Raw genomic sequence first — 20474 nt, forward strand, 5'->3', positions numbered from 1 at the left:
GACGAGGCCTGCAGGATTCCCCGGTTGACCGGGGAATCCTGCACTGGACGGGCAGTGCTCTGCCCGACAAGTACGAGCTCTGCCTGTCCAGCCGGGGTCCGGACGTGCCGGTGGGGTGGGTACGGCGCGCCGTACCCACCCCACTGCAGAGCGGTCAGAGGTCGAAGAGCGAGTCGGCCGCGTTGATGTCGGCCTGCTTGGGCTCGTTCGTGGCCCCCGAGGAGACCGGCTTCGGCTTCTCCGGCTCCTCGTCCTGCTCCGCCTCGTCCTGCTCTGCCTCGGCCGTCGCCGCCTCGGCCGTCGCCGCCGCGGTGTCTGCCTCGCCCTGAGCGACGGCTTGGGGCTCCGGCTGGGGCTCCGGCTCGGGCTCCGGCTCGGGTTCCGGCTCGGGCTCGGCGACAGTCTCGGGCTCCGGGGTCTTCGGGGCGGGCGCGGGGACGGTCGGGGCGGCGATGTCGAACAGGGAGCCGCCGGACCCGAGGTCGGGGATCTCGGTGGCCGCCTCGGGAGTGGACCCCGTCGCGGCCTGGGGCTCCGGCTCGGCAGGTGCCTGCTCCGGCTCCGGCTGAGCGTCGGGCTCGGGCTCGGGCTCGGCGGCGGCCTCGGGCTTGGCGGCGGCCTCGGGCTCGGTCGCCGCCTCGTCCCCGGGTCCCGCTGCAGCGGGCTCGGGTTCCACAGCCTTCGATGCGGGCGCGGGGGCGGGCGGGGCGGCGATGTCGAAGAGCGAGCCGCCGGACTCGAGGTCGGGGAGCTCGGTCGCGGGCTCCGCCGCCGGTGCCTCTGAGGCAGCCTCCGGCTCGGGCTCCGCGCCTGTCGGCTCGGACGAGGGAGCCTCCGGCCCGGCGTCGGTAGCAGTGTCCGTCTCGACCGGCTCGGCGGCCGGTTCGGCGGGCTGGGCCGGGATGTCGAACAGCGAGCCACCGGCGCCGAGGTCGGTCCCGGTCTCCGTGGCGGCAGCCGGTTCCGCGGCGGCCTGGGACTCCGTCGAAGCCCCGGCCCCGGCGGGTGCCGCCTCGGGCTCGGGCGGCGCACCGACGTCGAACAGGGACCCACCGGCGAAGCCGTCGGACTCCCGGGACGGGACGGCCTTCTCCTCCGTGGCCGGTGCGGCCTCGGCGGGCTCGGCCTTCGCCTCCTCGGTGCCGACGTCGAACAGCGAACCACCTGTCGCGGCTGGCGCCGCATCCTGCTGGTCCGCGCCGACGTCGAACAGCGACGTACCGCCGCTGGCCTTGGCCGCCGGGCCGACGTCCTCGGTGTCGGTGACCGTCTCGGAGGTCTGGGTGGCGTCGCCGGCGGCCGGCTCCGCCTTCGTGGCCTCCGTCGTCGCTGCCGTCGCTGCCGTCGCTGCCGCGGCGGGCGCGGCGGGCGCGGTGGCAGGAGCGGCCGCCTTCTTCGCGCGGGTGGCAACCTCACCCTTCACCGACGCCAGCAGCATCTGCGCGACGTCGAGGACCTCGACCTCCTCGCGGGCGTTGCCGGCGGCCTGCTCGGCGGTGAGGCCGTCGGAGAGCATCACCCGGCAGAACGGGCAGCCGACCGCGATCTGGTCGGCGCCGGTCGACACCGCCTCCTTGGTGCGGTTGAGGTTGATCCGCTCCCCGATGTTCTCCTCCATCCACATGCGGGCGCCGCCGGCGCCGCAGCAGAAGGACCGCTCGGAGTTGCGCTCCATCTCGACGACCTCGGCGCCGGGCAGCACCTGGAGCAGCTCGCGCGGTGGGCTGTACACCTGGTTGTGGCGACCGAGGTAGCAGGGGTCGTGGTAGGTGATCGACCGCTTGGCGGCGCCGGCCCCGTCCGTGACGGGGGTGAGCTTCCCCTCCCGCACCAGCCGGTTGAGCAGCTGGGTGTGGTGGACCACCTCGAGCTCGACGCCGAAGTCCTGGTACTCGTTCTTCAGCGTGTTGAAGCAGTGGGCACAGGTGGAGACCACCTTCTTCACCCGGTACTCGGTGAAGGTCTCGGCGTTCTGCTGGGCGAGGCCCTGGAAGACGAACTCGTTGCCGGCGCGTCGGGCCGGGTCGCCGGTGCAGGTCTCGCCGTTGCCGAGCACGCCGAACGAGATGCCGGCCAGGTCGAGCAGCTCGGCGACGGCACGTGTGGTCTTCTTGGCGCGGTCCTCGTACGCGCCGGCGCACCCCACCCAGAACAGCCAGTCGACGTCGTCGAGCGACTCGACGTCCTCGCCGACCACCTTGACGTCGAACGGCAGGCCCTTGGCCCAGTCCATACGCGCGCTCGGCGACATGTTCCAGGGGTTGCCCTTGTTCTCCAGGCCCTTGAACAGCTGGCTCAGCTCGGCCGGGAAGTTCGACTCGACCAGCAGCTGGTAGCGGCGCATGTCCATGATGTGGTCGACGTGCTCGATGTCGACCGGGCACTGCTGGACGCAGGCACCGCACGAGGTGCAGGACCAGAGCACGTCGGGGTCGATGACCGCGACGCCGTTCTCGGGCATGTAGAACCAGTCGTCGCCGGTCTCACCGACCATCGGACGCTCGGCCTCGGTCAGCACCGAGCCCGGAAGCGCGGTGCGCTCTTCCTCCGACGCGGCCTGGAGGTACGGCGCCTTCGCATAGGCGTGGTCGCGCAGTGCGGTGATCAGGAGCTTGGGCGAGAGCGGCTTCTCGGTGTTCCAGGCCGGGCACTGCGACTGGCATCGGCCGCACTCGGTGCACGAGGTGAAGTCGAGGATGCCCTTCCAGGAGAAGTCCTCGACCTTGCCGGCGCCGAGCGTGGCGTCCTCGTCGAGGTCGTCGATGTCGTCGAGGGTGATCGGCCTGCCGCCGGAGGTGAGCGGCTTCATCGCACCGAGCGCCGTACCGCCGGACGACTCGCGCTTGAACCAGATGTTGAAGAACGCCGTGAACCGGTGCCACGCGACGCCCATCGTCGTGTTCAGCGAGATCACGATCATCCACGTGAACGAGATGACGATCTTGATCGTCGCCACCAGGAAGATCGCGTTCTCGATGCTGCCCGTGGACATCCCGGAGAACGCCTCGCCCAGCCAGGCGCTGAACGGGAAGTGGAACGCGGTGGCCTGGTCGGAGTGCTCGCCGCCCTTGGTCAGCAGGGCGTACTCCAGGCCGCGCAGCAGCATGATGCAGAGCCCGACGCCGAGGATCACGAGCTCGACGAAGTAGCCCTGCCACATCGTGGAGCCGAAGAACCGGCCGCGGCTGCCGCGGACGCGCTCCGACGGGCGCGAGGCGCGGTAGGCGATGAAGCCGATGATCGCGACCAGCATCACCACCGTGAACAGCTCGGAGACCCACTCCCACAGGAAGAAGTGGCCGATCAGCGGCAGCGCGAAGTGCGGGTCGAAGAGCTGCCCGAATGCAGTCACCAGCGTGAAGAAGAGCAGCCCGAACCCGACGAAGACGAACCAGTGCGCGGCGCCGACCCACGTCCACTGGAGCATCCGGGTGTGGCCCAGCGACTCCTTGAGCAGGGTCACCGTGCGGGCCCCCGGAGCGTCCGTGCGGGACGCCGGCTGGCCGACCTTGATGACGCCGATGATGCTCCGGATCGCCCTCACGAACAGGGCGATCCCCACAGCCGCGATGGCCAGGGAGACGACGATGGCGAAGGTCTGCATGAAGGAACTGCTCCTCGTCAGGCTGTCGTGTGCACCCGGGAGGGCGCTGCCCGAGCCTATTGCGACGTACGACGCCGCGTCAGTGCGCGAGCATGAGAGATAGATCCTACTAACAGGTAACTTCCGCCGCCGTCCCCGGTTACGGCCGGGACTGGCGACCCGGCTCGACGCCGGCCGTCCCGGGCGGGTCCCCGGCCGCGTCCCGGGCCGCCCGGACCCGGCCCGAACCTCCCGGCCTGGCCGGGTTCGCCGCCTCATGTGCCGGGCACGCCCTCCGCCCGACCGTCGAAGGACGGGCGACGGGCGGGTCCGTCGCCTCCTCGGACGGAGGCAAGCGATGAGGCGACGGACACGGACGGCGGCACCGGTGGCAGCAGTCGTGGCACTGCTCGGAGCCGGGTGTGTCGGGGGAGCGGAGGGGATGGGGGGCGACCCCGGACCTGAAACACCGGGGACGCCCACCGTGCGCACGGGTGACGAACCCGGGGGCAGGGAGCGGGGCGGTCGCGAGGACGCGCGGCGCACGACCCCGCTGCGCGGGTCGGAGGGCTGGCGCCTGGCCCGGCCCGCGCACCCCGGCGTCATCGACGCGTACACGACCCGGCCGAGCGGGGTCCCGGGGGAGCCGATCGGGTTGAAGGTCTCGACCCGATCGGCCTCCTACCGGGTGTCGGCCTACCGCATCGGCTGGTACGACGGGGGCAGCGGGCACCGGGTGTACCGCTCCCGGGCCGTGCGCGGGCGGGTGCAGCCGGGGGCCCGGTTCGCGCCGTACGCACTGCGGACGGTGGTGGCGCCGTGGCGGCGCTCCCTCACCATCGCCACCACCTCGTCGCGGTGGCAGCCCGGCGTCTACGTGCTGAAGCTGCGCACCCCGTCGGGCGCCGAGACCCAGGTGCCGTACGTCGTGTCGTCGCCGGAGGCGGCGGGGCGGGTGGCCCTGGTCGCCCCGGTGACGACCTGGCAGGCCTACAACACGTGGGGTGGCTACAGCCTCTACGACGGTCCGGACGGCGACCGGCGCAGCTGGGCGGTCACCTTCGACCGGCCCTACCACCTGGCCCCCGGGGCAAACGACTTCCGCTCGGCGCTGCTGCCGGTTGTGGTGCGGGCGGAGCGGCTCGGGGTCCCCCTGGCGTACTTCACGAACGTCGACCTGGACGTGCGGGCCGGCGTGCTCGACGACGCCCGGGGCTACCTGTCCGTCGGGCACGACGAGTACTGGACGCCCGGGATGCGCCGGGCCGTGGTCCGGGCCCGGCGGTCCGGCACCAACCTCGGCTTCCTCGGCGCGAACACGATGTACTGGCGGGTCCGCCTCGAGCGGGCCCAGCGGCTGCTGGTGGGCTACCGGGGCGACGCCTGGGCCGACCCGGTGCGGTCGACGCGTCCGGCGGAGGCGACCGCACGCTTCCGGGACGACCCGGCGCCGGAGCCGGAGAACGCCGTCACCGGGATGCTCTACGAGTGCTACCCGGTGGACACCGACTACCGGGTGGTCTCACCGGGCTGGTGGGGCTTCCGGGGCACCGGGGTGCGGCACGGGAGCCTGGTCAACGGGTTGGTGGGCCCGGAGTCGGACCGCGTCTACCCGCACCGCAGCACGCCCCGACCCCTCCAGGTCCTCAGCCACTCGACCTTCTCGTGCCGGGGCGTGGTCACCTCGACCCAGTCCGTCTACTACACGACGCGGTCGGGCGCGGGGGTGTTCAACGCGGGCACGCTCCGCTGGGGGTGCGCCCTGGTCGACACGTGCGAGCGGCCGCTGGGCGAGGCCACCGGTCGGTTCGTCCGCATCGTCACCGACAACCTGCTGCGCGGGTTCGCGGCGGGGCCGGTGGGCCGCCGCCACCCGGCCCGCGACAACGTCGGCAGCTTCGACCTGCCCCTGGCCAACGGGGTGTCGGCAAGTTGACCGGGTGCGGGTGAGGTCGGGTCGGCCATGATGGTGCGCATGGCCGCCGACGGAGCACGGGTGGGGCGGACCGGCCGCGATCGGGCTCGCGGCCGGCCGTGGCCGGTGCTCGGGGTCGTGGCCGTCCTGGCCGGGCTCGCGGCCGGGTGCACGGGCGACGACCCGGAGGCCCCGGACCAGGGCACGCAGCAGCCGGTCGCGCTGGAGGTGCGGATCGCCTCCTGCGCCGGCCCCGCGGACGCGGACGCGCGCGCCTCGCTCGAGTCCGGGATCGGCGACACCCTGTCGTCGTACGTCGTCGCCGGCTTCCTCGGCGACTACCCCCGCGAGGACTTCGTCCGGTCGTTCGACGTCTTCACCAGCGGCGCCGCGGAGAAGGCGGCCGGGGACATCGACGTCCTCACGGCCGCCGACTACCAGGACGCCGAGGGCGTCGACGCCACCCGGCTGCGCGCCCGGATCTCGTGCCTGGCCCAGGGCGGGAAGGTGATCGGCGCCACCGCGCACGTCGAGCTTGACTTCGCGGCCGAGCAGGGCGGTCCGGCACCGACGCCGTTCACCCTCAGCGGGCGTTTCCTGCTGGTGCCGGGGCCGCGCGGCTGGTCGGTGTTCGGGTACGACGTGTCCCGCGACGATCTCGACCGGGCGGCGCGCTCATGACCCCCCGCATGCACGCGCACCGTCACCTGGCTCGTCGGGTGGCGCTGGCGCTGCTGGTGGTGCTCGCGCTCGGCGCAGCGCCGGACGCGGCGGTGCACCCTGCGGCGTTCAGCGTGGTGGGGACGGCCGACGCGAAGGCGGTCGACTTCGAGGACGGGATCGTGTTCTTCCTCGTGCTCGGCTCCGACGCCCGGGACGGGCAGGACGTCCGGCAGGGCAACGCGGACGCCATCGAGCTGGTGGCACTGGACTTCGACACCGGCAACGCCGCGGCTCTGGCGATCCCCCGTGACACCTGGATGGACATCCCGGGCAAGCGCTTCGGACGGATCAACGAGTCCCTGTCCCTCGGCGGGCCGGAGCTGGTGGCGGAATCGGTCGAGCAGCTCGTCGGGATCCGGGCCGACTACGTCCTCACCTCCGGCTTCGACGGCTTCGTGTCCATGGTTGACAGGGTCGGCCCGCTCACGGTCTACGCGGACGCGCCGGTGCATCCCACGGGCGGGCGCCCGGTTCGCCGCGGCCTCAACCGGATGGACGGGGAGCAGGCGCTCGCCTTCGCCCGCGAGCGCAGGCAGCTCGCACGCAGCGACTTCGACCGCATCGAGAACCAGCAGTCGTTGATGAAGGCGATCCTCCGGTCGCTGCGGCAGGGCGAGGACCAGGAGGGCTTCATGGAGGGTGGGAGCCTGGCTGCGCTGCGTTCGCTGGACACCGACCTGGCGCCGGTCGAGCTCTACCGGCTGGCCCAGGCGGTGACGACGTTCCCGCTGAGCCGGGTGACCACCTGCACGGTCCCCGGCGTGCCGGACCGGCTGCCGAGCGGGGCCGACGTCATCCGGGTCGACCCGGCCGTCGCCGGGGCGGCGGGTGGTGACCTCGAGGACGCCCGGCTCGGCCGGGACTGCGGCTGACCCGGCAGTCGGGCTCACTCCAGCCCGGCCTCCCGGGCCAGCACGATCGCCTGGGCCCGGTGCGCCACCTGGAGCTTGGCGAAGATGTTGCTGGTGTGGTTGCGCACCGTCTTGGTCGAGACGCCGAGCTCGTCGGCGATCTCGGCGTTGTCCAGCCCGGCCGCGATCCGACCGAGCACCATCCGCTCCCGGTCGGTGAGCTCGGGGAACAGGTCGGGTGCCGGCTTGCTGCCGGCCTTCTTGAAGTAGGTCACCATCCGCTCGGCGATGCCCGGTCCGAAGATCACCTCACCGGCGCCGACGGCCTCGATGGACCGCACGATCTCCGGGCGCCGCGCTCCCTTGAGGAGGTAGCCGCGAGCGCCGGCCCGCACCGCGGCGAAGACCGACTCCTCGTCCTCCATCATCGTCACCACCAGGACGCCGATGTGCGGCGAGGACGCCACGATCCGCTCCGTCGCCTCGATGCCGTTCAGGCCGGGCATGTGCAGGTCCATGAGAACCACGTCCGGTTGCAGGTCGAGGGCCATCGACACCGCGGACGCGCCGTTGGTGGCCACGCCGACCACCTCCGTGGTGGGAGTGGCGCCCAGCAGTGCCTGCAGACCACGGCGGAAGTCGTCGTGGTCGTCGACGACGAGGATGCGCAACGGTTCCACGGGCCTACCTCACGTTCTCGTTCGACGGTGACGGGGACTGGGCCGGGGACACCGGGAGCCGGACCCGGACCAGTGTCCCGCCGGCGGCGCCGGACGTCACGGCGAAGCTGCCACCGAGCTCCTCCGCGCGCTCGCGCATGGACGCCAGGCCGACGCCCGTCCCGGGGGCGTCGGGGAGGCCGACCCCGGTGTCCTCGACCTCCAGCAGCAGGGTCCCGTCGTCCCGGCTCACCGTCACGGCGCAGGCGCCGGCCCGACTGTGCCGTTGGGCGTTGTTCACCGCCTCGACGACGATGCGGTACGCCGCGACCTCGACGGCCGCGGGCAGGCCGGAGAGATCGCCGGAGGAGGTCACCGACCACTGCATCCTGTCGCGACGCCCGTCCTCCGCCGCGAGGTTGTGCTCGTCGGCCCGTTGCCGCAGGGCGGGGACCAGCCCCAGCTGGTCGAGCGCCGGTGGGCGCAGCCCGTCCACGAGACGACGCACCTCCCCGATGTCGCGCTCCGCCTGGTCGGCGAGCCGTCCGACGAGCCCGGACGCCGCCTCGGGGTCGGTGCTGATCAGGTCGCGGGCGAGGTCGAGGTTCATCGCCAGGCTCGCGAGCGACGGGCCCAGGCCGTCGTGCAGGTCCCGACGGACCCGACGCCGTTCCTCCTCGCGCGCTGCCACCAGGCGCTCGCGCGAGCGCTGGAGGTCGCGGTTGAGCAGGACCGCCTGGACCAGGGCTCCCACCTGGCTGCCGACGTCCTCGAGCAGGCGCCGATCACGCGGGCCGAAGGGGTCCCGTGACGGCTCCACCTCGAGCCGGAGCACCCCGAGCACGGTGCCGCCTGCGGACAGGTCGACCGAGGTCACCTGCCCGCGCGGCTCGCCGATGGCCGTGCTCACGCCGCCCCCGTCCGGGCCCGGCGCCAGCTCGATCGAGGCGTAGGACAGGCGCAGGCTCCGGGAGAGCACCTCGAGGAGCTCGTGGAGCGCCGCGTCGGGCGGTGCCGCCGGGTCGAGCCGACGGAGGTCGGAGACCACGCGGTAGGGGAAGTCCCGGTCGCCGTACACGAGGCTCGTCAGTGCCCGTCGTACGGCGTTCGCCACCGGCACCAGCAGGAGCGCCACCACCCCGCCGACGACCATCGACCCGAACGACGTCTCGGAGGCGCGCCCGACGACGCCGGTGGCCGCCAGGAAGGCCGCGGCCAGCAGGGTCGCCACGACCAGCTGAACGAGCGAGCGGCGCAGCGCGGAGTCGATCTCGTTGAGCTGGGTCCGTAGCAGCGCGACGACCAGGCCGGCGAGCACCAGGGGCAGCAGCACCAGCGCCAGCAGGTCCCCCGACAGCAGCGGCTCACCGCCGACCAGCGCGGGGACGTCGTACAGCATGAGCCGGACGACCGTCGCGGTCACCGCCACCCACAGCACCAGCCGGAGCGCGATCCGGTCCTCGCGCGACGGGGCGCGGGCGTAGCCGACGACCAGGCCCAGGACCACCAGGGGCGCGGTGGCGGCCAGGGCCGGGAGCGCGAGGGTCGCGGTGGCCTGCAGGCGCCCGAGGCCGGACTCGTGCGAGAGGGCCACGGCGACCTCCCACGCCGCGATGCCCAGGAGGGGGACGGCGACCGCCACCGGCCAGGCGCCCCGACGGTGCCGCGCCGGGCCGTGCGGGTAGGGGAACGTCCACGCTGCGACCAGTCCCGCCGCCGCGGCCGCTGCCAGGGCCATCTCGCCGCCGGCGGCGGGCCACAGGCCCCGGCCACCGGCGAGGTCGACCGCGCCCGTGCCGAACGGGTAGGCGGTCGTGGCTCCGGCAGTGGCCGACGCCGCGACCAGGACGGCGACGACGGCAGGGTCGCGTGGCCGGCGCCAGTGCGCGAAGGACGCGGCCAGCAGGAGCCCTCCCGACGCGAGCAGCACCGGGAGGTTCCCCCCCAGCGCCGGACCCAGCGGGTAGCGAGCCAGCACCACGTCGACCTCGAGGTTGCGGTCCAGCCCGCGGGCGGACCGGAGGACGACGTACGTCAGTCGCTCCCCGGTCGCCCGGTCGGGCAGCGGGTCCGCGTCGGCCCAGTCCGCCAGGGAACGACCGTCGACCTCCAGGAGCCGGTCACCCTCGCGGAGCCGGGTGTCGCCGTACGTGCGGAGGACGGTCACGGTCTGGTCCCAGCGGGCCGCGCCGGCCCACGCCGTCGGCGACGAGACCACCGTCCCGTCGGACGGCCCCGAGAACAGGGCGATCGTGACCCAGGCGAGGGGAGCGGCCCACGCGGCGGTCACGGCGGCCCATCGGTGCCAGGCCTGCATGACGGGTCCATCTTCCAGCGATCCGTGTGGGTCGGGAAAGGTCCAACGGGGCCAGGAACAGGCCGCCCCCGCGGTGGGGACGGCCTGTTCCGCTCTCACTGCCGGGCGGAGTGCGGGGCGACGGGTTCGTTCTCGAGCCGGTGCGCCGAGGCGGTGCCGGCGGTGCCGGCGACGGTCGCGGCGGTGAGCAGTCCGGCGGTGGCGAGCATGGCGAGGGTGCGCTGCATGAGTGACTCCCAGGGATCGGGGACGGCGCCGAATCGTCGTCCTCGGGCCTGCGGATTCAATCCCGGGCCGGCACACGCCGACAAGAGGCCCTCCTGTGCAGGTTCGTGCATTGCACGAACCTGCAGATTCCGGACATCGTCCGGCGCCGGGTCAGCCTGCCCGGCGTACGTCCGTCACCCGGCCGCCGGGGCCGAACGTGATCCGCATCGACACCCGGGGGTTGGTCGCGGTCCGCGCGCACGTGCCGTACGTCGAGCCGAGCCGCGTGAACGGCTGGCCCACGGCCCGCAGCACCTGCCGCGTGGTCAGCCCGGGTCGCACCAGGGCGGTGAACCGCGCCACGCCCTTGCGCAGGCCCGGGTTGCGGCAGGGATCCGCGGCGATGCCCTGCGCCCGCTCCCAGGTCTGGAGGTACGCCTCGGCGCCACGGTCCATGTCGTCGACGATCGCCGCACCGTCCTTCGCCCCGCCGATCCGCCGCAGGTCCTCGATCCAGTCGGGGTACATCCCGTAGTGCGGCACGCCCTCGACGTTGACGTCGTACACCCGCTTCCCGCTGTGCTGCTTGCGCACGGTGACGCCGTGGAGCCCGCGGAACGGGTAGGTCACGGGGTTCGGCACGTCGGCGCCGCGCGGGTCGCCCTGCGCGCCCAGGCCGTTCATGTCCGCGCCGTACCCGAAGCCGATGTAGTAGCGCTTGTCCGCCCACCCCAGGTGCCGCTGCCACTTGGCGAGGAATCCGGTGCTGTCGCCGGCGTACGGCGCGACGTACCCGCCCAGCCGGTAGATCCTCGGGTAGGCGTCGGGCGTGGCCCACGAGTGGCTGGACAGCACGCCCGAGTAGTGCCGCTGCTCGAGGATGTCGAGCAGGCGCTGGCGTCCCCTGACGCTCATGTGGTCCGGGTCGATCAACATGCCGCGGTCGGCCAGCGCGCCGACGACGTGCGAGCCGAGGTCCGTCAGGCCGCGCTCGTTGCAGTGCATCGGCCGCGGGTAGAGCGGCAGCGCCGGCAGGTTGCCGAGGTCGGCGACCTTGCCGACCGCGCCGAACAGCGCGTCCTGCTGCTCGGCGCTGATCTCCGGCTGAGCGAGCTGGGCCTTGTCGGCGGTCTCGCCGTCCGCGGGCGCGCAGTGCCGCATGTCCCAGAACGAGCCGGTCTCCAGGAAGTTGGCGGAGTTCACCGCGACGCCGGTCTCGCCCTCGTCGCCGGCCACCCCGGAGAGCGCGTTGTCGAACTTGTTGACCAGCTCCATCTGGCGCACGCCGAGGCGGTGCATCTCGTCGAGCTGACGGTCGATCGAGGCCACGTCGCAGGCGGGGACGTCGCCGCCGGGCAGGTTCTTGAAGGTGCAGCCGAAGGGGACGCTGGTCTCGGTGCCCATCACCACCGCGAGCTTGCCCTCGTTGATGACCCTCCTGGCCTGCCATGGGCTGGTGACGATGCGGTACCACCCCTGGCCGGGACCGCCGTACTGCGCGTCGATGTAGTTCTCGAGCTGCCGCATCCGCCTGGCCTGCAGGCGGATCGAGTCCATCTCGTCGCAGGAGTTGCGCTTCAGCGGGTAGACCTTGCAGAGCTGGCCGTTCTCGACCAGCAGGTTCACGAACACCCGCTGGCCGCCGCGCCAGGACCGCTCCATCCACTTCCAGTAGGTGCCCTCGTGGGTCAGCGACTCCGGCGCCGGCCAGTCCTGGAACGTCGGCCAGCCGACCGGGTCGTGGGTCGGGCGGCCCGACAGGATCGCCTCGAGGGCCGCGCCGTTGCCGCCGGTGGCCGTGTGGTCGTCGCAGTCGACCAGCGCGTACGGCGGGCCGTACGGGTCCCAGGGCCTGCCGCAGTGCACGTCGCCGCCGAGGAACTCGTAGGCCATGCCGTGCGTGTGCGCGTCGACGTACCCGCGGACCTCCTGGATGTCGGTGCTGCCGGCGTGCGGCCTGCCGGAGACGTTCACCTGCACCTCGGGGTACGCCGGGCAGCCGGTGGTGCGGCGGAGCGGGTGCGGCGTGGGGCGGGTTCCCAGCGTCTCGCCGCTGGTGAGGGCGCGCCCGTCGGCGAGCGTGAACGTGAACCGGCCGTCGACCCGGCGGACCGTCCACTCGGCGTCTGCGGACGGCTTCGCGGCGCGGGTGAGCATGTTGTCCTCGCCGGCCAGGAACGCGCGGGTCTTCGTGTAGAGGAGGTAGTGGCCGAGCCGGGTCGCCTGAAAGCGGATCGGCTCGCCGCGCAGGCGGTAGCAGCCGCCGGCCATGGCGTAGCGGGTCTGCGGGACCGTGGTGCGCGGCTCGCGGACGGGGACCGTGGTGAGCGTCGGGTCGGCCATCGCGCGCTGCCGCTCGACGTACGTCCGGTTGGCCTCGGCCTGCTCCCGGGTGGTCGGGTCGGCGGTGCCCGTCGTCAGCGCGGCCCGGCTGATCGCGTTCTTGGTGCGTGGGTCGTCGTGCCGGTGGTCGTGCCCGTCGGGCGCGAGGCCGCGGGCGACGTGCGCGGCGGCGGTGTTTCGCCGGTCGAAGGCGGCGCGGGCCGCGCCCGAGCGTTCGTGGGCGCCCTCACGTTCGTGGGCGACGGACGGCACCGCGACCGCGCCGGCGACGAGGCCGGCCGCGAGGGTGCCGGCGAGGACGAGGCGGGTGCGCGCCGGGTTACCCATGCACGCCCAACGACGCACCCCCACCCCAGGTGATGCCGACCCGGCACATCCTGTGCCGGGTCACCGTGGGTTGGGGGTGGTGAGTCGGCACAAGATGTGCCGGGTCGGCGTGGGTTGGGGGTGGCGAGTCGGCACAAGATGTGCCGGGTCGGCGTGGGTTGGGGGTGGCGAATCGGCACAAGATGTGCCGGGTCAGCGGCCGTGCAGGCGGCCGGTCAACCGGGCGGCGGTGGCCAGCACGGCGGTCGGCAGGTCGGGGAGGTCGAGCTCGGAGGGGTGGGTGATCGCGATCCCGGCGACCGGGTAGCCGTTGTGGTCGAGCACCGGCGCGGCGACGCTGGCGAAGCCCGGCGTGACCTCCCCGTCCTCGGTCGCGTAGCCGCGCTGCCGGGTCTCGGTGAGCAGGATCCGGAGCGCGGAGAGGCTGGCCGGGCCTCGGCCGGTGCGGTCCACGAACGCCGTACGGTCGGGGTAGAGGGCGCGCACCTGCGCCGGCGGGAGCGACGCCAGCACCGCGCGGCCGCTCGCCGTCAGGTGGGCGGGCAGGCGTACGCCGACGTCGGTCACCAGCGGCGGCCGGCCCGGTGCGCGCTCCTCGAGCACGTAGAGCACGTCCCGCCCGTGCAGCACCGCGAGGTGGGCGCTGTGACCGGTGGCGTCGACCAGCGCGGCCAGTGGTCGGCGTGCGATCCGCTGCAGCGGCTCCTGCCGGGCGTACCCGCTGCCGACCTCGAACGCCGCCACCCCCAGCCCGTAGCGCCGCTCCTCCGCGAGATGCACCACGAAGCCCTCGCCGATCATCGCGTTGACCAGGTGGTACGCCGTGCTCCGCGGCAGGTCGCAGGCCCGCACGATCGCGTCCAGCGGCACCGGGTCGGGCTGGCTCGCGAGGTAGCGCAGGACCCGCAGCGCGCGGGTGGCGGCAGGGACCTGGCTCACGGCCCCAGTCTGCCGCCTTCCCGCGTGCCACGGCGCACGCTTCGGCCCGCCGGTGCGCACGGTTTCGCGGTGGTTCTGGACGGCCCTCGTTCCTCGGCCTCCTCAACCCCCGGTGGTCGACGAGCGAGCGCCAGCCCCGCTGGTCGACGAGCGAGCGCCAGCCCCGCTGGTTGAGGAGCGAGCGCCAGCGAGCGTCTCGAAACCAGGGCCCGCAAGACCTGGCCGCTCGGCCGGAGAGGTCAGCGCTGGGGCGGCGGGGGCGACTGGTGCGGCTCGGTGTTGGGGGCCGGGTGCGAGGTGCCCTGCCCGGCCTCCGGCCGCAGCGGCTCACCCGTCTGCGTGTCGAACCGCGGCTGCTCGGCGGTCCGCGGCTGACCGGCTCCGGTGACGGGCGTCGTGGAGCTCTCGTCGCCGGTCAGGGTCGCGGCGTGCGCGCCGCCCGGCCGCTCCTGCGTGGTGCCGTGCGACGCCGCGTCCGGGAGTTCCTGCGGGGCGGCCGACTGCGCCGCGTCCGGGTGTCCCTGGGCAGCGGCAGGCGAGCCGGTCTGGGGATCGGCCTGCGGGTCGGTCACCGGGACGTACGCCGGGTCGCGGTGGTCGACGTCGGGGTCGAGGCGGTCGGCCTCGCGGACCCGGTCCTCGTGAGCGGCCTGCTCCATGTCGCGGGCGCGGGCGGCTTCGGCTGCCTCCCGCTGTGCGCGCTCGGCCTCGGCCTGCGCCTGCGCGGCGCGCTGCTGGGCGACCTGCGCCTCCCGGTCGGCGTCCTGCAGGGAGGCGCTGTGCGCCTGCGCGTCCTGCCGGATCTCGTGGGCGGCGGTGCGGTTGTGCTCGAGCTTCCGCTTGCGCGCGCCGGCCAGCAGCAGCGCGGCGACGACCACGACCACGACCACGACGATGACGATCCAGACCCAGGCGTCCACAGGACTCCCCTCCTCCGGGCCCGGTCCGTCCGGGCACCCTGGTCCAGATGTGTCCGAATCGCCCGGGTCTCATGCGTCGAGCACTCATCCGAGCGGCAGCAGCGCCTCGACCCGCCCCCCCTCGGTCGTGGGCCCGGCGGTGAGCGAGCCGCCGACCTGCGCGGCCCGCTCGCGCATCGAGCTGAGCCCGACGCCGGCGGTCCATGGGCCGGCACCACCCGGCGTACCGGCATCGGTGACCACCACCGACAGCCCCCCGGAGGGGGCGTCGAGCCGGACCGCGGCCGAGCGGCTCGGTGAGTGCCGGGCGACGTTGGTGAGCGCCTCGATGACGATGCGGTACGCCGCCACCTCGACCGCCGCGGACAGCTCCGGGAGCGGCTCGGGGGCGGAGAGCGTGACCGTGAGCGGGCTCCCGTCGCGGGAGCGCAGCCCGGACGCCTGCTGCCGCAGGGCTGGCACCAACCCCAGCTCGTCGAGGGCCGGCGGGCGCATCGCGTAGACCAGCTGCCGGATCTCCTCGATCGCTGCGACCGTGTCCGCGCGCAGCTCGGCGAGCAGCTCCTCGGCCGCCGCCGGGTCGGCGCGCACCAGGTTGCGGGCCGCGTCGGAGGTGAAGGCGATCCCGGACAGCCGGGGTCCGAGCCCGTCGTGCAGGTCCCGGCGCAGCCGGCGCCGCTCCTCCTCGAGGGCGGCCACCGTCGCCCCACGCGACTCCCGCACCTGCGCGGCCAGCGCCTGGGCGCGCAGGGTCTGGGCCAGCAGCGGCGCCACCAGCGCCAGCGCGTGCTCGTCGTCGCGCGACAGCCCGAGGTCGCCTGCCCGCAGCCCCACCACGAGCTCGGTGGCCGGGCGGTCGGGAGGGCCCTCCAGCGGGACTGACCGGGTGTGCGGCGTGACCGTGCCGGACGACCGTACGTCGACGCCGTCTGCGCGGATCGCGGCGTACGGCAGCACCAGTGCCTCCCGGATCGCCCGCAGCGCGTCCTCCGGGTCCTCGCCGATCCGGGTGGCGACCCGACTGGCCGCGTCGAGCGGGTCGGGCCGTCGTCCGAAGAGCAGCTCGTCCACGACCCCGCGCAGCAGCACCTGCAGCGGGTGGAACGTCGCGGCCAGCACCGCCGCCACGAGCCCGAGCGCTCCGACCGTCGGGGCGGTCCCGCCCACCACCTCGACCAGCGAGGCGACGGTCACGAACAGCGCCAGGTAGGTCACGCCGACGCCCGTGAGCACGACCGCGGCGACCACCAGCCCGCGCACGTCGACGATGTCGGGCAGCGCCACCCCGACGTACAGCACCGGTCCGACGAGACCGAACAGGCCGAGGGCGACGGCGCTGACGACCGAGCCCTCGCTGGCGAAGCCGAGCAGGGCGGCGACCAGCGCCACCGACCCGACCGACAGCGCCATCCACGCCAGGGCGCGGCGTTCCGGGTCGCGGCTGGTCTCGATCCGGAACCACGTGTGCCCGAACAGCACCACCCCGATGACGATCCCGAGCGACCCGACGAGCGCGTCCCGGTCCGCGAAGGCCGTGCACACGAGGCCGCTGGCCGCGAGCACCGCCAGCGCGGCCACGTCGATGGGATGCCGCACCCGGAGCCGGGGGTACGCCGTCAGGGCAAGCGGCACCAGCAGGGAGCTGGCCGCTTCCAGGAGGTACCACCCCGGCCGATCCCGCCCGGTGCCCGCGAGCAGGCACCCGGCGACCAGGCACAGGGACGCGGCGACCAGCAGGACGGCGGCGACGACGGCCCGGCGCGCCACCAGCATCGCCCCCGCGCTGACCAGCGTGGTCACCGCGACCAGGGTGAGCACGACCAGGGTCGTCGACGAGAAGGTCGGGACGTCCCCGGCGGTCACCGCGGACCGCCCAGCCCGCCCTCGCGGGCCCGGATGATCGCGCCGGCGCGGTCGGCGACCTCGAGCTTGGCGAAGATGCTGGTCAGGTTGTTGCTGACGGTCTTGGGCGAGAGCGCCAGCCGGTCGGCGATCGCGGAGGTACGCCGCCCCTCGGCCAGCAGGGCGAGGATCTCGCGCTCGCGGGCGGTGAGCTCCGGGAACGGCTCGGCGGCCGGCGTCGGTGGTGCGGCGAAGTGGTCGAGCACCCGCGACGCGATGCCCGGCCCGAAGATCACCTGGCCGGCGGCGACCGCCCGCAGTGCGCCGACGATCTCGTCCTGCTCGGCGCCCTTGAGCAGGTAGCCACGGGCCCCGGCCTGCATCGCCGTGAACACGGTCGCGTCGTCGTCGAACATCGTGAGCACCAGCACCGCGACCCCGGGGACCGCGGCGCGGATCCGCCGGGTCGCCTCCACGCCGTCCAGCCCGGGCATCCGCACGTCCATCAGCACGATGTCCGGCACCAGCAGCTGGGCCTCCTTGACCGCGGCCTCGCCGTCGGCCGCCTCGCCGACCACCTCGATGCCCTCGATCGTCGACAGCAGCGCCCGCAGCCCGCGTCGGACCACCGGATGGTCGTCGGCGAGGACCACGCGCAGGGTCATGCCCTCATGATGGCGGCACCCGCACCCGTGGGGCCCGGGAAGTTCCTCCCGCTCACTCGGGACCGGACAGGAAACCGAGCGGGGAGGATGCTGGTGCCGACGGGAACGGTCGTCGCCGCACGGTGGAGGCGTCCACCTTCCCGAGACCGAGGAGTCGTCATGGAACGCACCTCCACCCGCCAGCGCGTCGGACTGGCCATCGCCGGGCTGCTCAGCCTGGCCAACATCCCCAGCGCCGCCACCCCGACTCCCGACGGCGAGACCGGGCCGCCGTACGGCGTCCTGGTGCTCGGCACCGTCCTCGGTGTCGTCGGCGTGGTCGCGGTGGTCCTCGCCTGGCGCGGCAACCGTGCCGCGCTCCGGGTCGCCGCCGGCGCCATCATCATCAGCACCCTCACCGCGCTGCCGGCGTTCTTCGTCGACGTGCCGGCCTGGCTGAAGCTCCTCGTCGGCGTGGTGACGCTGGTCAGCATCGCCTCGGTGGTGCTGATGTTCTCGCCGTCCCGCCAGACCGCCGCCACTCTCGACGAGGTCCCGTCGTGATCGCGGTCGTCACCGTCCTGCTCGCCTTCCCGCTGGGCTACCGGATGCGGTCCCGCCTGGCCGCGAACACGACGTACGCCGTCGCCTACCTGTGGGCGTTCACCTTCCAGACGCTGTACCTGCTGCTGGACTCGATGCAGCCCACCGGCGGCGGGGCGGCCTTCGACTCGAGTGACTTTCCGTGGGCGTACGGCGTGGTGACGCTGTCGATCTTCGGCGTCGGCTTCGCACTGGTCGAGGCCGGGCGCCGGGTCGCCGCCCGGCGCGGCCCCCGCACCGTCCACGCGACCGCCGGGTGAGCCCGCGCCTGCCGCCCGCCGGGAATCGCGGCCCTGCTCGAGGGGTTCAGTCACCATGGAACCCCTCGAGCCCGGTGGCGGACCCGGCGCCGAACGGGGCGCGATGGACGCCTACTCGACCGTGGTCACCGGCGTCGCCGCGGCGCTGACGCCGCGGGTGGCGTCGCTGCGCATGCGCGGCCGCCGCGGCGAGTCCGCCGGCTCCGCGGTCTCCCTCACCGACGAGGGACACCTGGTCACCAACGCCCACGTGGTCGGCGACGCCGCCGGCGGGGAGGCCGAGTTCGCCGACGGCACGGTCGCCTCGTTCACGGTGGTCGGTCGCGACCCGCTCTCGGACCTGGCGGTGGTTCGCGCCGACCGCCCGGTCCCCGGACCGCCGGAGTACGGCGACGCCGACCGGCTGCTGGTCGGCTCCCTGGTGGTCGCGGTCGGCAACCCGCTCGGGCTGGCAGGCAGCGTCACCGCCGGCGTGGTCAGCGCGCTGGGCCGGTCGATGCCGGCCCGGAGCCGCACCGCCACGCGGCTCATCGAGGACGTCATCCAGACCGACGCCGCGCTCAACCCCGGCAACTCCGGCGGCGCCCTCGCCGACGCCCGCGGCCGGGTGGTCGGCATCAACACCGCCGTCGCCGGCGTAGGGCTCGGGCTGGCGGTGCCGATCAACGCCACCACCCACCGGATCATCGGCGCGCTGCTCCGCGACGGCCGGGTCCGGCGCGCCTACCTCGGGCTGGTCAGCAGCCCGGCGCCGCTGCCGCCGCCGGTCGCCGAGCGGACCGGCCAGCGCACCGCGCTCCGGGTGGTCGAGGTCGTCGAGAACAGCCCGGCCGAGGTCAGCGGGCTGCGCCGGGGCGACCTCATCCTCGCCGTCGACGGGGCGCCGCTGGGCGATGCGCAATCGCTCCAGCGGCGCCTGTTCGGCGAGGCGATCGGTCAGCGGGTCGAGATCACGGTCCTGCGCAACGGAGCCCTGGTCGATGCGGTGGCCGAGCCCACCGAGCTGTCCGACTGACCGGTCGCCGTCACCTCAGTAGAGGACCCGCATCACCCGCCGCGCGGTCTGGTGCCCGAGGTAGTAGCCGTCCTCCATCGCCTTGCGGAAGTGGAGCCCGCCCCAGATCCGGGCCATGAAGGCGTCGTGCTCGAGGGCGGACAGGGTGTCGTAGCTCCGCACGACGACGCCGGTCGGCGTTGCCAGGCGCAGCTCCAGAGCCGTGTCCTCACCGAGCGTCCGCCGGATGACCTCGGCCATCGGCGACGTCGCGGCGGCGTGACCGCTCGTGTAGTCGCTGTACGACGGGTTCGGGACCAGCGGTGTCCAGTTCGCCCCGGGCTTGGTCGCCCGGTTGTGGTCGGTGTCGGCGCCCGCGATCGCCTGGAAGGGTCGCCAGAACCCGACGTTCAGCTTCAGGTTCCAGGTCTGGATGAACGCGTTGACGACCGACGCGTCGATCCGTGCGAACAGCAGCGTGGTGCGGTAGAGGCCGATCGGATCCTTCTCGAGCACCCGGCACAGGGCGTCGCGGTACACCGGGATCTGGTTGGCCGCCATGAACTGGGCGATGGCGGTCTGGTCTGCCGTGCGCTCGGTCGACGTCGTGGAGCCGAGTCGGCGCACCTCGTTGTAGTCGGCCGCGTAGTCCGCGCTGGTCAGCCGGTCCGGGCCGCGCACACGGACGGGTCGGGTCGGGACGACCTGGTCCATCTCCGCCAGCCAGGCGAAGGCCATCACGCCGCCCGGCGCCGGCTGCCAGAAGCCCGGCTTCTGCGGCTTGTCGTAGACCACGCTCGCGTCGTTCCGCCCGTCGTCGGCCCGGGAGGCGATCATCGCCGCGGCCGCCGCCTTGCCGATGCGGACACCCTTCTCCTCGGCCCGTCCGTTGTGGACGCCTGCGAGGGTGGCAGCGAGGTCGCGGTCGAGGTTGGTCTTCGACGTCGGGAAGTACTCGACGAGGACGTCGTGGCCGGCCTGGGCGATCGCAGCACTCGCGGACGCGCTCCGCCGCTTCAGGACGGCCTTGACCGCGTCGTGCACGGCCATCGACGTGAACGAGATGTACACGACGCCGACCGGTGGCGGCGGCGTCGGCGTGGTCTCGGTGTAGACCGTCCGCATGGCGATGCGCTGCCAGTCGATCGCGACCTGCTGGGCGGACCCGTCGCCCCCGTGTCGCGAGCCGGTGGCATGAGCGGTCCCGGCGGGCCCGGTGAGGGCGAGCGGCGAGAGTACGACGAGAAGTGCGGACAGGACACAACCTGTACGACGGGCGAGCGACATGCGCGGTCACCTCCAGGGAGCGGCTCGGGCTAGCTCTGTTCCTTCCTTGCTAGCGTCCGG

General features: G+C 73.8%; 16 protein-coding genes. 6 read left to right on the forward strand and 10 right to left on the reverse strand.

Going from position 1 to position 20474, the window contains the following annotated elements; genetic code table 11:
- Positions 1-154 precede the first annotated feature (154 nt).
- The gene (locus tag EKO23_RS12935; RefSeq protein ID WP_134717904.1) at positions 155-3604 is read right to left on the reverse strand and encodes a heterodisulfide reductase-related iron-sulfur binding cluster; all 3450 of its coding nucleotides are present in this window, start codon (positions 3602-3604) and stop codon (positions 155-157) included.
- A gap of 463 nt (positions 3605-4067) precedes the next feature.
- Between EKO23_RS12935 and EKO23_RS12940 the strand changes: the two genes are divergently transcribed.
- From EKO23_RS12940 to EKO23_RS12950, 3 genes are read left to right on the forward strand one after another with little or no spacing between them, the layout of a single operon-like run.
- Positions 4068-5519 carry a N,N-dimethylformamidase beta subunit family domain-containing protein gene (locus EKO23_RS12940; RefSeq protein ID WP_134717906.1) on the forward strand — a complete coding sequence of 484 codons (1452 nt, stop codon included), beginning with the start codon at positions 4068-4070 and terminating at the stop codon, positions 5517-5519.
- 39 nt (positions 5520-5558) lie between these two features.
- Positions 5559-6179, forward strand: coding sequence for a hypothetical protein (locus EKO23_RS12945; protein WP_134717908.1), 621 nt, complete (start codon positions 5559-5561; stop codon positions 6177-6179).
- A gap of 8 nt (positions 6180-6187) precedes the next feature.
- Positions 6188-7093 carry an LCP family protein gene (locus EKO23_RS12950; RefSeq protein ID WP_134717910.1) on the forward strand — a complete coding sequence of 302 codons (906 nt, stop codon included), beginning with the start codon at positions 6188-6190 and terminating at the stop codon, positions 7091-7093.
- Positions 7094-7107: 14 nt separating this feature from the next.
- Here EKO23_RS12950 and EKO23_RS12955 read toward each other — a convergent pair whose 3' ends face one another.
- From EKO23_RS12955 to EKO23_RS12985, 8 genes are all read right to left on the reverse strand, one after another.
- Positions 7108-7752 (reverse strand): response regulator, encoded by a 645-nt coding sequence (locus EKO23_RS12955; RefSeq protein WP_134717912.1) that lies wholly within the window; start codon positions 7750-7752, stop codon positions 7108-7110.
- Positions 7753-7756: 4 nt separating this feature from the next.
- Positions 7757-10048 (reverse strand): sensor histidine kinase, encoded by a 2292-nt coding sequence (locus EKO23_RS12960; protein ID WP_134717914.1) that lies wholly within the window; start codon positions 10046-10048, stop codon positions 7757-7759.
- Positions 10049-10143: 95 nt separating this feature from the next.
- Positions 10144-10275, reverse strand: coding sequence for a hypothetical protein (locus EKO23_RS26480; protein ID WP_281280921.1), 132 nt, complete (start codon positions 10273-10275; stop codon positions 10144-10146).
- A 151-nt stretch (positions 10276-10426) separates the two neighbouring features.
- Positions 10427-12925 (reverse strand): amidohydrolase family protein, encoded by a 2499-nt coding sequence (locus EKO23_RS12965; RefSeq protein ID WP_134717916.1) that lies wholly within the window; start codon positions 12923-12925, stop codon positions 10427-10429.
- Between the two features lie 192 nt (positions 12926-13117).
- Complete coding sequence (locus tag EKO23_RS12970; RefSeq protein ID WP_134717918.1) at positions 13118-13864, reverse strand: IclR family transcriptional regulator; 747 nt, start codon at positions 13862-13864, stop codon at positions 13118-13120.
- Positions 13865-14103: 239 nt separating this feature from the next.
- Positions 14104-14784, reverse strand: coding sequence for a hypothetical protein (locus EKO23_RS12975; RefSeq protein WP_134717920.1), 681 nt, complete (start codon positions 14782-14784; stop codon positions 14104-14106).
- Positions 14785-14868: 84 nt separating this feature from the next.
- Entirely contained in the window at positions 14869-16647 is a 1779-nt protein-coding gene (locus EKO23_RS12980; protein ID WP_134717922.1) for a sensor histidine kinase, read from the reverse strand.
- Positions 16644-17291, reverse strand: a complete 648-nt coding sequence (locus EKO23_RS12985; protein WP_175582693.1) for a response regulator — start codon at positions 17289-17291, stop codon at positions 16644-16646. Before EKO23_RS12985 ends, EKO23_RS12980 begins: the two co-directional genes overlap by 4 nt.
- A gap of 159 nt (positions 17292-17450) precedes the next feature.
- Between EKO23_RS12985 and EKO23_RS12990 the strand changes: the two genes are divergently transcribed.
- The 3 genes from EKO23_RS12990 to EKO23_RS13000 are packed head-to-tail and all read left to right on the forward strand — an operon-like array spanning position 17451 to position 19148.
- A complete protein-coding gene (locus EKO23_RS12990) occupies positions 17451-17834 on the forward strand; it encodes a hypothetical protein (protein WP_134717924.1) in 384 nt (127 codons plus the stop codon).
- A complete protein-coding gene (locus tag EKO23_RS12995; protein ID WP_134717926.1) occupies positions 17831-18133 on the forward strand; it encodes a hypothetical protein in 303 nt (100 codons plus the stop codon). Before EKO23_RS12990 ends, EKO23_RS12995 begins: the two co-directional genes overlap by 4 nt.
- Before the next feature lie 55 nt (positions 18134-18188).
- A complete protein-coding gene (locus EKO23_RS13000) occupies positions 18189-19148 on the forward strand; it encodes a S1C family serine protease (protein WP_134717928.1) in 960 nt (319 codons plus the stop codon).
- Positions 19149-19163: 15 nt separating this feature from the next.
- Here the strand turns inward: EKO23_RS13000 and EKO23_RS13005 are convergent, their stop codons facing one another.
- The gene (locus EKO23_RS13005; RefSeq protein WP_134717930.1) at positions 19164-20414 is read right to left on the reverse strand and encodes a vanadium-dependent haloperoxidase; all 1251 of its coding nucleotides are present in this window, start codon (positions 20412-20414) and stop codon (positions 19164-19166) included.
- Between the last annotated feature and the right edge of the window lie 60 nt (positions 20415-20474).

The sequence above is a fragment of the Nocardioides guangzhouensis genome (assembly GCF_004519545.1).
In the GTDB taxonomy this organism is placed as follows: domain Bacteria; phylum Actinomycetota; class Actinomycetes; order Propionibacteriales; family Nocardioidaceae; genus Nocardioides; species Nocardioides guangzhouensis.